At 67.3% G+C, this 12,836-nt stretch carries 11 protein-coding genes and 1 tRNA gene; 5 read left to right on the forward strand and 7 right to left on the reverse strand.

Annotated elements, in window-relative coordinates:
• Positions 1-48: 48 nt before the first annotated feature.
• The 4 genes from DBV35_RS23000 to DBV35_RS23015 form a co-directional block, all read right to left on the reverse strand.
• Positions 49-1,548, reverse strand: coding sequence for a phosphomannomutase/phosphoglucomutase (locus DBV35_RS23000; RefSeq protein WP_108662690.1), 1,500 nt, complete (start codon positions 1,546-1,548; stop codon positions 49-51).
• 229 nt (positions 1,549-1,777) lie between these two features.
• Positions 1,778-2,419, reverse strand: a complete 642-nt coding sequence (gene upp / locus DBV35_RS23005) for a uracil phosphoribosyltransferase (RefSeq protein WP_205648812.1) — start codon at positions 2,417-2,419, stop codon at positions 1,778-1,780.
• A 132-nt stretch (positions 2,420-2,551) separates the two neighbouring features.
• Complete coding sequence (locus tag DBV35_RS23010) at positions 2,552-3,820, reverse strand: URC4/urg3 family protein (RefSeq protein ID WP_108662691.1); 1,269 nt, start codon at positions 3,818-3,820, stop codon at positions 2,552-2,554.
• The gene (locus tag DBV35_RS23015; protein ID WP_108662692.1) at positions 3,813-5,066 is read right to left on the reverse strand and encodes a GTP cyclohydrolase II; all 1,254 of its coding nucleotides are present in this window, start codon (positions 5,064-5,066) and stop codon (positions 3,813-3,815) included. The genes DBV35_RS23010 and DBV35_RS23015 overlap by 8 nt, the downstream gene beginning before the upstream one ends.
• A 168-nt stretch (positions 5,067-5,234) precedes the next feature.
• Between DBV35_RS23015 and glk the strand changes: the two genes are divergently transcribed.
• The 3 genes from glk to DBV35_RS23030 all read left to right on the forward strand — a co-directional run bounded on the left by glk (position 5,235) and on the right by DBV35_RS23030 (position 7,253).
• Positions 5,235-6,269 carry a glucokinase gene (gene glk / locus DBV35_RS23020; protein ID WP_108662693.1) on the forward strand — a complete coding sequence of 345 codons (1,035 nt, stop codon included), beginning with the start codon at positions 5,235-5,237 and terminating at the stop codon, positions 6,267-6,269.
• 53 nt (positions 6,270-6,322) lie between these two features.
• Positions 6,323-6,397: transfer RNA gene (locus DBV35_RS23025), tRNA-Gly, on the forward strand.
• Positions 6,398-6,431: 34 nt separating this feature from the next.
• Positions 6,432-7,253: a sulfite exporter TauE/SafE family protein gene (locus DBV35_RS23030; protein WP_108662694.1), complete on the forward strand. Its 822-nt coding sequence runs from the start codon at positions 6,432-6,434 to the stop codon at positions 7,251-7,253.
• A 14-nt stretch (positions 7,254-7,267) separates the two neighbouring features.
• Here DBV35_RS23030 and DBV35_RS23035 read toward each other — a convergent pair whose 3' ends face one another.
• Positions 7,268-7,897 (reverse strand): glutathione S-transferase N-terminal domain-containing protein, encoded by a 630-nt coding sequence (locus DBV35_RS23035; protein ID WP_108662695.1) that lies wholly within the window; start codon positions 7,895-7,897, stop codon positions 7,268-7,270.
• A gap of 157 nt (positions 7,898-8,054) precedes the next feature.
• Here DBV35_RS23035 and DBV35_RS23040 point away from each other — a divergent pair, with 157 nt between their 5' ends.
• On the forward strand, positions 8,055-8,993 hold the full coding sequence (locus DBV35_RS23040; protein WP_108662696.1) for a TAXI family TRAP transporter solute-binding subunit: 939 nt from the start codon (positions 8,055-8,057) through the stop codon (positions 8,991-8,993).
• A 59-nt stretch (positions 8,994-9,052) separates the two neighbouring features.
• Positions 9,053-10,924 (forward strand): TRAP transporter permease, encoded by a 1,872-nt coding sequence (locus DBV35_RS23045; RefSeq protein ID WP_245944038.1) that lies wholly within the window; start codon positions 9,053-9,055, stop codon positions 10,922-10,924.
• Positions 10,925-10,977: 53 nt separating this feature from the next.
• Here DBV35_RS23045 and DBV35_RS23050 read toward each other — a convergent pair whose 3' ends face one another.
• Positions 10,978-12,081 (reverse strand): AbrB family transcriptional regulator, encoded by a 1,104-nt coding sequence (locus DBV35_RS23050; RefSeq protein ID WP_108662697.1) that lies wholly within the window; start codon positions 12,079-12,081, stop codon positions 10,978-10,980.
• Between the two features lie 94 nt (positions 12,082-12,175).
• A complete protein-coding gene (locus DBV35_RS23055) occupies positions 12,176-12,727 on the reverse strand; it encodes a TetR/AcrR family transcriptional regulator (RefSeq protein ID WP_170135013.1) in 552 nt (183 codons plus the stop codon).
• Between the last annotated feature and the right edge of the window lie 109 nt (positions 12,728-12,836).

The raw sequence follows: 12,836 nt of genomic DNA on the forward strand, positions 1-12,836 counted from the left end.
TTGTCCTGATAAGCTTAATGTTCAGTGACCAAAGGGGCGGGCCGGGGGTCAGATGGACTGATTGTAAGCTCCGACTTCGGTGTTCTCGCGAAGAACACCGTCGACGGCGTGGAACATGGCGCGCATCGCCTCTTCCGAGGTCGGGCTTTCGACGACGACGACCAGCTCCGGCTTGTTGGAGGAGGCGCGCACGAGGCCCCAGGTGCCGTCCTCGGCGACGACGCGCACGCCGTTCACCGTGATCAGCTCCTTGATGGACTGGCCGGCGACCTTCTCGCCCTTCGCTTCCATGTCCTCGAAGCGCTTCACGACGCGGCCGATCACGTCGTACTTCACCTCGTCGTCGCAGTGCGGGCTCATGGTCGGCGTCTGCCAGGTCTTCTGAAGCTCGCCGCGGAGCTGGCTCATCGTGCGCTCCGGGTTGCGGTCGAGCATCTCGAGGATGGCGATGGCGGAGACGAGACCGTCGTCGTAGCCGCGGCCGATCGGCTCGTTGAAGAAGAAGTGGCCCGACTTCTCGAAGCCGGCGACGGCGTTCAGCTCGTTGACCCGGCGTTTGATGTAGGAGTGGCCGGTCTTGTAGTAGTCGGTCTTCGCGCCGTTCGCCTTCAGGACCGGGTCGGTCATGAAGAGGCCGGTCGACTTCACGTCGACCACGAACTGGGCGCCCTTGTTCAGCTTGGAGAGGTCGCGCGCCAGCATCACGCCGACGATGTCGGCGAAGATCTCGCCGCCCTTCTCATCGATCACGCCGCAGCGGTCGCCGTCACCGTCGAAGCCGAAGCCGACATCGGCGCCGTGCTCCAGCACCGCGTCGCGGATCGCATGGAGCATCTCCATGTCTTCCGGGTTCGGGTTGTAGCGGGGGAAGGTGTGGTCGAGCTCGGTGTCGAGCGGGATCACATCGACGCCGAGGCGCTCCAGCACGTGGGGGGCGAACGCGCCCGCCGTGCCGTTGCCGCAGGCGCAGACGACCTTCAGCTTGCGGTGGATGTGCCGGCCTTCCACGAGGTCGTTCATGTAGCGGCGCGGGAAGTCGTCCACGAAGACGTAGGAGCCGCCGCCCGACATGTCGAACGCGGCCGACAGGACGATCTCCTTGAGGCGGCCCATCTCGTCCGGGCCGAAGGTGCGGGGCCGGTCGGCGCCCATCTTCACGCCCGTCCAGCCGTTCTCGTTGTGGCTCGCGGTCACCATGGCGACGGCGGGCACGTCGAGCGCGAACTGGGCGAAATAGGCCATCGGGGTCACGGCGAGGCCGATATCGTGGACCTTGCAGCCGGCGGCCATCATCCCCTGGATGAGGGCGGTCTTGATCGCGGACGAATAGGAGCGGAAGTCGTGCCCGGTGACCACCTCGCGGGGCTTGCCCATCTCGCCGAGGAGGGTGCCGATCCCCATGCCGAGCGCCTGGACGCCCATGAGGTTGAGCTCTTTTCCGAAGAGCCAGCGCGCGTCGTACTCGCGGAAGCCCGTGGGCTTCACCATTGGCTGGGATTCGTACGCGTACGTGTTGGGGGTCAGCTGGGGACGAGGTTTGGGAAACATCAGGCTGGCTCCGGCAGTACGTCGATCAGAAATTGCTAGCGCGTTTGACCGGACGCGCAAAGCGCGTTCGGCGCGGGTCTGCTGCCAGCTCTGAACATGCGTTGCGGGGCCGGCGGCAGGTTGGCGCCCACCTAGGACGGCACCGTGGCTTTTTTCGGTAGGCTCGGCTGAAACTAGCTCATGCGGGGCGGCCTTCAATCGGCACGCCCCACATGCGCGCCGATGGCGCCTATTTCGTGCCGAACATCCGGTCGCCGGCATCGCCGAGGCCGGGACAGATATAGCCGTGATCGTTGAGGCGCTCGTCCACCGCGGCGGTCACGATCGGCACTTCCGGGTGATGGCCGTGGAAGTTGTCGACGCCCTCGGGCGCGGCGAGGAGGCAGACGAAGCGCATGTCGGTTGCGCCCGCTTCCTTGAGGCGGTCCACCGCGGCGATCGCGGAGTTCGCGGTCGCGAGCATCGGGTCGAGCACGATGACGCGGCGCTCGCCCATGTCCTCGGGCGCCTTGAAATAATATTCGACCGCGGAGAGCGTCGTCGGGTCGCGATAGAGGCCGATGTGCGCGACGCGGGCCGAGGGGACGAGATCGAGCATACCGTCGAGGAGGCCCTCGCCGGCGCGCAGGATCGGGGCGAAGACGAGCTTCTTGCCGGAGAGGCGCGGCGCCCGCATCGGCATCAGCGGCGTCTCGATCTCGACCATCTCGAGTTCGAGATCGCGCGTCGCCTCGTAGCAGAGCAGCATCGCGATTTCGCGCAGGAGCTGGCGGAACCCGGCCGTCGACGTCTCCTTGTCGCGCATGATGGTGAGTTTGTGCTGCACCAGCGGGTGGTCGATGATGGTGAGCATCTTCGGGTCGGCGGCCATGGGTTCTCCGGAGGGGCGAGGAAGGAAGACCAATTGGGATAGGGCGGCCCTTTCGCGCCGCCCTGACGCACGCTTCTTGATCTGGCGCGATTGCACTCCGCTCAGGTTGGACCAACCGGAGCGGCAAGCGCGCTAGAAAACAGTCCCGTCGCTTTCGATCGCGATCGGCGGGCTCGCATCGGCTCGCAAGCCCTGCGCCAGTTTCCGGCCGGCGAGCCAGGTGCCGCCCTCCAGGATCGAGGCGAGGGGGAGGGTCTCCTCCGTCACGCCGAGGCGCTCGCGCACCATCGGGGCGAGGGCGTCGAGGAGCGTGACCGTCGCCGCGCGCCACTCGATCACCAGCGGATGGCTCACCGGGAAGGCCCGCGTCGCGTCCGCCGGGTCGCGCAGCTTCAGCACGCCGCCATCCACGAAGAGGCCGCCATTGCGGTATTCGGCAAGGCCGGTGAGGCCGTCGAGGTCGGTGACGCTGATCCCGCGCACCGTCAGCGGCTCGATCAGCGAATAAGAGAGCCAGGACGACAGCTTGTGGAAGGGCACGAGGTCGCTGCCGATCGTCCCGTCCTCGAGCGGGGGATAACGCCAGGTGTCGCCGAGCGGGATGCCCGCGAGCTCTTCCCGGCTTGGCCAGATCGGCCCGAGCCCTTCGAGCACGGCCTCGAGGATCTTTGGCGCGGGGAGCTCGCCATCGACCGCCTCGCCGGCGAGATAATCGATGATGCCGCCCGGCCGCGGATCGTCCTCGACCGCGAAGATGTCGGGGCTCATGCGCGTCGCGGTGGCGAGCTCGGCGAGGAGCTCGCGCCGGCCGTCGGCGCCGGAGAGCGGGTTGTCCTCGCTGATCTGGAAGCCTTGCGCGAACTCGTCCTCGGTGAGCCCGTCGAGGCCGGCGGCGTCCGCGCGCAGCGGATCGGTCGGAACGGCGGAGAAGGCACCGGCGGCGAACATCGCGAAGGAGGCGAGGGCGAGCCCCTCGGAGCGGCCGATCACCTCGCCGGTGGCGGCCTCCTCATAGCGCCATTTCGCGCCCGCCCCCGCGTCGAGGAGGACGGAGACGATCGCGAGGTCGCCCATCGCGCGGGCCGCCTCGTCGGCGGTCGGCCAGGCGCGCGCGGCGGCAAGGCTCGCGAAGCGGTCGATCCCGCCGACCTCGAAATGGCGCCAGCGGGAGTGGAAGGGCACGGCAAGGTCCGGGAAGCGCTCGCGCGTCAGATCCGCCACCATGTCCGCGATCGGGCCGAAAGCGGCCCGGTCGAGGGTGAAGTGCTCGGACTGGCCGGCCTCGATCCGGTCGGTGACGGCCTTCGCGCGGGTGCGGACCGCCTCGGCCGTCAGGAGCCAGCGGGCGGCTTCGAGGGTGGCCTCGTCGGGTTCGGCCACCGGGTCGTCGATCTCATTCATCGAGCTTGCGGCCCTGCACGGACTTGAGGTCGGACGAGGCGCCGCTCTCCGAATAATAGCCGGCGGCCTTCTTGGCCTCGATCTCGACCATCGCGTCGGCCGGGATCAGCTCGTCCGGGATCGACACGCGCTCGCCGATCTCGATGCCCGAGTTCACGATCGCGTCGTACTTCATGTTGCTCATCGAGATGAAGCGGTCGATGCGCGTGATGCCGAGCCATTGCAGCGTGTCGGGCATCAGCTCCTGGAAGCGCGCGTCCTGGACGCCGGCCACGCACTCGGTGCGCTCGAAATATTCCGACGCGGTGTCGCCGCCGACCTGCCGCTTGCGCGCATTATAGACGAGAAACTTCGTCACCTCGCCGAGGGCGCGGCCTTCCTTGCGGTTGTAGACGATGAGGCCGGCGCCGCCCTCCTGGGCCTCGCGGATGCATTCCTCGATGCCGTGGACAAGATAGGGGCGGCACGTGCAGATGTCGGAACCAAAGACGTCCGACCCGTTGCACTCGTCGTGGACGCGGCAGGTGAGGCGGCGGGCCGGATCGGCGATCGCGTTCGGGTCGCCGAACATATAGACGGTGATCGAGCCGATCGGCGGCAGGAACACGAGGAGGTCGGGCCGGGTGACGAGTTCGGGAAACATGCCCCCCGTCTGCTCGAAGAGCACACGGCGCAGCCGCGTCTCCTCGACGCCGAACCGCTCGGCGAGACCCGGCAGATACCACACGGGCTCGATCGCGGCCTTGGTGACGGTGACGTCGCCGTTCGGCAGCACGATCGTCCCGTCGACCGGGATGCGGCCGACGCGCACGGCGTCCTTCAATTCATGGAGCGTCAGGTGAGCGCGCGTGATCGCGATCGTCGGACGGATGTCGACGCCCTCGGCGATCAGGCCCGCGAAGGCCTCGCTCGCGACATGACCCCACGGGTCGAGCGAGACGATCTTCTTCGGGTCGGTCCAGGACGGGAAGGGGCCGATCTCGTGCGTCGGCGCCGTGTTCGTGAGGTCCGGGCGCTTGATCGGGTTCAGCGCGCCCGACGTGACGGCGAGGGCGCGATAAAGCGAGTAGGATCCACCATGGGTGCCGATTGCGTTCCGGTCGCCCGCTTCCGTGACGGTGCCGACGATCGGGCCGCGCGTGACCGGGTCGGACGCCCCCCACTGGATGGGGAAGCGAAGCTTTTTGCCACTCCCCGGGTGCGAGGTGAGACGGATATGAGTCTTACGATTGACCGGGTCGCCCATGGCGAAACACTCCCAAGACGGGCCCGTCGCGAGATGGTCCGGGCGCGAAGGAAGAGGGCCCTTTGGCACATCTCGCGGTGCAATACCAGTCGAACCGACAGATGCGAGGCAATTGCAACAAAGTGCTCTCTTCAATCGTTAGCTTGGCTTGGATAAGGTGACAGGATCATGACCTCGCCTCCTCGCCGCCGCGCCACGGACACCCGCCCCATTCCCTTCCCGGTGCTGATCGCCGACATCGGTGGCACCAACGTGCGCTTCAGCGTCCAGGCCGAAGTTCACAGCCCGCGGCGGGACTACGAGACGGTCCACACGCACGACTTCCCCGACTTCGCGAGCGCGGTGCAGACGGTGCTCGACAAGACGGCCATCATGCCGCACGCGCTGCTGATCGCGGCGGCCGGGCCGATCGTCGGCGGGCACACCAAGCTCACCAACGCCGAGTGGCTGATCGATCCGGAGAAGCTGCGGGCCGAGCTCAATCTCGACACCGTCATCACCTTCAACGACTTCGAGGGCGTCGCGCTCGCCCTGCCGACGCTGACCGACGACCAGGTCATGCAGATCGGCGGCGGTGAATCGATCCCGCGCGAGCCGCGTGTCGTGATCGGTCCGGGCACGGGTCTCGGCGTCGCCGCCCTCGTCTATGGCGACCAGTGCTACCGCCCGCTCGCGGGCGAGGGCGGCCATGTCGACATGGGGCCGGTGTCGGACCGCGACTTCGCGATCTGGCCGCACATCGCCCGCTTCCACGGCCGCATCACCGGGGAGACGCTCCTGTCCGGCAACGGGCTCGTGCGGATCTACCGGGCGATCGTGGCGGCGGATGCGGCCCGCGACCGCGGCTGCGCGGAGGGGGCCGACGTCACCAGCGCGGCGCACGAAGGCGACCCGGTGGCGGAGGAGGCGCTTGACCTCTTCTTCACCTATCTCGGCCGCCTCGCCGGCGACCTCTCCCTCATCTTCCTGCCGAAGGGCGGGGTCTATATCGCCGGGGGCATTGTGCCGCGCCTCGCCGACCGTCTCGCCGCCAGCCCCTTCCGCGTGGCGTTCGAGGACAAGGCGCCGCACCGCGCGATCGTCGAGGAAATGCCGACTTTCCTGATCACCGAGCCCAAGCCGGCGATTGCCGGAATGGCGAGCTTCGCGATCCTGCCGGAACGTTTTGCACTGGATCTTCGCGGCAGACGTTTCGACCGCTAAAAAGGGGGTTGCGTGGCCAGCGGTTATCGTCCATATCGCTGGCCACGGGGAGCGCGGGTGTAGCTCAGGGGTAGAGCACAACCTTGCCAAGGTTGGGGTCGTGGGTTCGAATCCCATCGCCCGCTCCACGTTTCAGAAATTGGTCCCCTCCATCTTCACGACATGCTAGCGCCGTTCGATATCGCGGCCCTTGCAACGCTGCTCGTCGGTGGTGCTGCGACAGGCTTTCTGGCCGGACTGTTCGGCGTCGGTGGCGGCGCGATCACGGTCCCGATCCTCTTCGAGATCTTCGGCATCATGCACGTCGCCGACCCGGTGCGGATGCCGCTCGCCGTCGGCACCTCGCTCGCCGTCATCATCCCCACATCGCTGCGCTCGGTGCGCGCGCACTATCTGCGCGGCGCGGTCGACGTGTCGGTCCTGCGGGCTTGGGCGCTGCCGATCATGGTGGGGGCGCTCTGCGGGGCGACGGTCGCGCGTTTCGCGGCGCCCGAAGTGTTCCAGGCGGCCTTCGTCGTGTTCGGCACGGTGATCTCCGCCAAGCTCTTGTTCGGCAAGGAACATTGGCGCGTGGCGACGGAAATGCCGCGCGGCTGGATCCTGCGCTTCTACGGCTTCTTCATCGGCGCGGTGTCGTCGCTGATGGGGATCGGCGGCGGCGCGATCTCGACCCTCGTCATGACGCTGCACAACCGCCCGATCCATCAGGCCGTCGCGACGTCGGCGGGCGTCGGCGCGCTCATCGCGGTGCCGGGCGCGCTCGGCTATGTCGCCGCCGGGTGGGGCAAGCCGGGCCTGCCGGCCGACGCGCTCGGCTTCGTCTCGCTGATCGCCTTCGCGCTGACGGTGCCCGCGACGCTGGTGACGACGCCGATGGGCGTCGCGCTCGCCCATCGCCTGCCGCGACGGTGGCTGGAGGTGCTGTTCGGCCTCTTCCTCGCCACCGTCGCCATTCGCTTCATGATCGCGATCGCGCGCGGCTGATCGCGCGGGGCGCGTCAGGCGCCCGGGATCTCCTGCGCGGTCGGCACATTGTAGCCGCGCTTCACCGCGTCCCGCTCCGCGATCGCGCGATACCAGCGCCGCACATTCGGATAGGCCTTGAGATCGATCCCCTGCCAGGCGAAGCGCGCCGCCCACGGCCAGGTCGCAATGTCGGCGACGGAATATTCGCCGGCGATGAAGTCCCGCCCTTCGAGGCGCTTGTCGAGGACGGTGTAAAGGCGCTTCGTCTCCTTCATGAAGCGCTCCTCGGCATAGTCGGCCTTGCCGGGATTGAAGTGGTGGAAGTGGTGCGTCTGGCCGAGCATCGGTCCAAATCCGCCCATCTGCCACATCAGCCACTCGACGGCCTTCCAGCGGGCCGCCTCGTCGGTGGGAAGAAGTTTCCCAGTCTTCTCCGCAAGATAGAGAAGGATCGCGCCCGATTCCATCAGCTCTATCCCGTTGTCGTTGTCGACGATCGCGGGGATCTTGTTGTTCGGCGCAATGGCGAGAAATTCGGAGGAGAACTGCTCGTCTTTCGTGATGTTGATCGGATGCACGTTATACGGGAGGCCGACTTCCTCCAGCATGATAGAGACCTTGCGGCCGTTGGGGGTTCCCCAAGTATAGAGCTCGATGCTCATCCGTCCTCGCCCGTATGCGGTTTCGTTTGGATGCGACACTAGGACCATTGGCGCGGATGCGCCAAGCGCGGCCGGCCACGTGACGGGTTGTCTCGGAGGCTTTTTCGCATAACAGTGCCGCACACAGACAGAAGACGTATAAAGGGAGGAATTCATAATGAAGGGAACCGTCTGCGCGCTCGCAGCCGTCGGGATCGTGCTCGGCGCCAACGCCGCTTCCGCCGAGACCATCCGCCTCATGACCGGCCCGCAGGGCGGCTCGTGGTACCCGCTGGGCGGCGCCATCCAGAACATCATCGAGACGACGGTCGACGGGGTGAGCGTCCAGGTGCTTCCAGGCGCCGGCATCGCCAACGTGAAGGCCGTCGAGGCGGGCAAGGCCCAGCTCGGCTTCGCGAACTCGGTGTCCACGGTGGACGCCATCAACGGCAGCCCCCCGTTCGACGAGAAGGCGACCGACGTGTGCAACGTCGCGACGCTCTATCCGCAATATTTCCAGATCATCGCGCTCGCCGATTCGGGGATCGAGACCCCGGCCGATATCGGTGACAAGGCCGCCGCCGTCCAGCCGAAGGGCAACACGGGAGAGGCGATCACCCAGCACCTCCTCCAGGCGCAGGGGATGACCTACGACCAGCTTCCGCGCGTCAATCACGGCTCCTACTCGGACGCCGTCGCCCTGATGAAGGACGGCAATGCCGACTTCTTCACGCTCGGCACCACCGTCCCCTCCGGCTCGGTGATGGACCTTGCGAGCGCGCGCGACATCAAGGTCGTGCCGATCCCGGACGACCTGCTCGCCAAGATGCAGGAGCTGAACGCCGGCTATAAGCGCATCATGGTCCCGGCGGGCAGCTATCCCGGCCAGGACGAAGACGTGCCGACCATCGGCTACGCGACGCACATCATCGCGAGCTGCTCGCTCGACGCCGACCTCGTCTACAATGTGCTGACCGCCATCAACGACCACATCGGCGACCTCGCGGCAGTGGCGAAGGCGATCGAGGGCTCGACCCCGGCCGACATGGGCCGCGACATCGGCGTGCCGATGCACGAGGGTGCCGCCCGCTTCTACAGCGAGCACGGCGCGAGCTGATCGTCCTGCGATAGGTCCGGCGCGCGCCCCGCGCGCGCCGGCAACCGAACGGTGATGATGTGAGCCTGTTCAAGAACCATTGGAGCGCCGTCGCGATCGCCACCGTCGCGCTGGCGATGTCGCTCTACCACCTCTATGTCGCGTTCTTCGGACCGCCGGACGCGCAGATCTTCCGCGCCGTCCATCTGGCGTTCGTCCTGGTGCTGTCGTTCCTGATGCTGCCCGGCTACTGGGCAAAGCCCGGACCGCGCCGGCCCAACATCCTCGACATGGTTCTTCTGGCGCTGGCGTTCGCGTCCGCCGTCTACCCGATCGTCTACTACGACTATCTCGTCAACCGCATGTACTATGTGGACGAGCTGACGACGCCCGACTTCATCTTCGGCGTCCTCGCCATCCTCATGATCCTGGAGGCGACGCGCCGCGCGGTCGGCTGGGCGCTGCCCGCCACCGCCGCCGCCTTCCTGCTCTACACCTTCCTGTGGCGCGGCTTCTCGCTCGAGATGGTGATCGACCAGCTGTACCTCACGACCGAGGGCATCTTCGGCATCCCCCTCAGCGTCTCGGCGACCTACATCGTCCTCTTCATCATCTTCGGCGCGCTGGTGGAGCGCTCCGGCGCCGGCCGCCTCTTCATGGACTTCGCCATGAGCCTCACCGGCCACGCCGCGGGCGGGCCGGCGAAGGTCGCGTGCGTGACGAGCGGCCTCTTCGGCTCGGTCTCGGGCAGCGCGGTCGCCAACGTGATGACCACGGGCGTCTTCACCATTCCGCTGATGCAGCGCATCGGCTACCGGCGCGGCTTCTCCGGCGCGGTCGAGGCCGTCGCCTCGACGGGCGGCCAGATCATGCCGCCGATCATGGGCGCGGCCGCGTTCGTGATGGCCGAGTTTCTCGGCATTTCCTATCTGGAAGTCGCCGCCTTCGCGCTCTTCCCGGCGATCCTCTACTATCTCGCCCTCTTCATGGCGGTCCATTTCGAGGCGAAGCGCACCGGCATGGTGGGCCTGCCGCGCAGCGAGCTGCCGCACCTGTGGACGGTGCTGCGCGAGCGCGGGCACCTCTTCCTGCCGCTCGCCATCATCGTCGGCGTCCTCCTCGCGGGCTACAGCGCGCCGCTCTCGGCGCTCGCGGGCATCGTCTCGGTGGTGCCGACGGCGCTCCTGCGCTCCTCCACGCGCAAGGAGATCCGCCTCGACACGCTGAGCGACGCGCTGATCTCGGGCGCGAAGAACACCGTGCCCGTGGCGCTCGCCTGCGCCTGCGCCGGCATCGTGGTCGGCACGATCACCCTCACCAATCTCGGGACCGAGTTCACCCAGCTCGTCATCATGGTCTCGCAGAACTCGCTCGTCCTGGCGCTGGTGCTGACGATGATCGCGGGCATCATTCTCGGCATGGGGATGCCGACGACGCCGGCCTATATCGTGCAGGTCGCACTGCTCGTCCCCGCGCTCGTCAAGCTCGGCGTCATGCTCGAAGCGGCGCACATGTTCGTCTTCTACTACGCCATCCTGTCGGCGATCACGCCGCCGGTGGCGATGGCCGTCTACGCCGCGAACGGCATATCGCGGGGCGGGCTGTGGGAGACCGGCGTCGCCGCGCTGAAGCTCGGCGCGACGGGCTACATCATCCCCTTCATGTTCGTGTTCGGCCCGTCGATCCTCCTCATCGGCGAATGGCCGACGATCGCGACGACGCTCATCACGGCGACCATCGGGGTGATCTGCCTTGCGGCGGGGATGACGGGCTATCTCATCACCCGCGCAAACGCGGTGGAGCGAATTCTCCTCATCATCGCCGCGCTCGTGCTGATCAAGCCGGGCCTCCTGACGGACCTCACCGGCATCGCCATCCTGATCGCCGTGCTCGCCTGGCAATATGTCGTGCGGCGCAACGAGCCGACCGTGAGCCGCAGCGCCGCCGAATAGGCGGCGCGGCTCTTCGGGGCGGTTCAGACCTCGCGCGGCCGGCGCCGGGGCGCTCAGCTCTTCTCGGGTTTCGCGTAGTCGCGCAGGAGATAGCGCGAGAAGAATTTCGCCTGCGTGATCGACAGGACGATGCGCAGGACGTGATGCGCCGTCACGTACACGACGCTGATCTCCAGCGAGACCGCCACCAGCGACATCTCCGCGACGCCACCGGGCGCGAAGGCGAGCGTCACCGCCTCCGTCTTCTGCCCGACCGCGCGATGGAGGGCGAGCGAGACGAGGACGGCGAGGATCATCGTGCCGAGGATGTTCACGAAGGCGAGCTTCAGCGCCTTCAGGAAGGCGCTCGGCAACATGCCGACGAAGCGCGTCCCGAGGCTCACCCCGATGACGAGCTGGGTGAGCTGCACCGACCAGCCGGGCGGCACGACGTCCGTAAGGCCGGACAGGTGCGCGATCGCGCTCACCGTCAGCGGTCCCGTCACGATGAAGGCCGGAAAGCCGAGCTTGCGCCCGCCGAAGAAGCCGAGCGCGCCGAGGCCGATGATCTCGATCACGTTGATGAAGGTGAGCGCGTCGTCGCCCCGCACGAGGACCGCGCCCGCCGCGCTCCCCACCGACCCGCCATTGAGGATCGTGAAGGCGAGGGGGACGAGCATCAGGCACAAAATGAGGCGCATGAACTGGAGCGCGCCCATCATCCGCACGTCCGCCCCGGCCTCCTCGCCCATGGCGATCGCCTCGATGAGGCCGCCGGGCACGGACGCATAATAGGCGGTGCGCCGCTCGATCCCGCCGAGATAGTGATAGCCGTAGAAGCCGAGCAGGTGGACGGCCGGGATGAAGATGCAGAGCGCGAGGAGCGTCGGCCACCAGCCGAGCGCCTGCTCCAGGATCTCCGGCGTGAAGGCCGCCCCGATCGAGAGGCCGATGATCGGCATCAGGAACATGCGGATCCACATCGGGAAGATCGGCGGGCGGCCGCGCGTGTGGAAGCCGAAGACGGAGATTGCGCCGAGGAGGAACACCGAACCCGTCAGCATCGGCAGCGGCGCGCCAATTTCCTTGGCCACGAAGCCGCCGAGCGCGCCGACGGCAAAGGTCAGCGCCCAGGCGAGGGGATCGACATTTTCTCCAGCGATGCGGAGAGGAGCCATTGCGAAAAATTTCGGGTCGGTACGGTCGATGACAAACCGGTCGACGAAGGAAGGCGCGTGGCGCGCATGGCTTGATCTGACCGATTGGTCTGTTTTAGCGCGGGGCGCGCACCCCCTCAAGTACGATGTCGAGATAGTCGGCGACGACGGCCCGGATCGACTGCCGTCCGGCCGGGTCGTGCCAGCGCGGCAGCGCGTTGAGCGCGCCGAAGAGAAGGCGGCCGACCGTCGCGGGGTCGACGGCGCGGAACGTCCCGTCCGCGACCCCCTCGGCGATGATCGAACGCAGGAGCGCCTCCATCCGGTCGCGCGTCGCGATCACCGCGCGGGCGCGCGGGGTGGACTTCAGGAAGCGGAAGAGGTCGGCCGCGACGATCCAGGCGCTGCGGTCGTCCTCGATGCGTTTCGCCGCCGCCATCATGAAGGCTTCGAGCTTGTCGAGGGGCGTGCGCGCGGCGTCGACGGCGGCGAGGACGTGCGCGTAAGTGTCGGCCGCGCGCGAGAGGACGACCGCTTCGTAGAGCGCCTCCTTCTCGCAAAAGTGATAGTGGACGGCGGGCTTGGTGATGCCGGCGGCGGTGGCAATGTCTTGGATCGATGTACGATCGACCCCCTGGGCGGCAAAAAGTTTCGCGGCGATTGCCACGATTTCCTCTTTCCGCCGTTCCCCCTTCGGCGATCGTCGATGCTTGACCCCTGCCATCGCGTCGTCGTCTCCGGTGCGCAACCCAGCCATGATTGCTGGTAAACTGAAC

Source organism: Acuticoccus kandeliae (assembly GCF_003073115.1).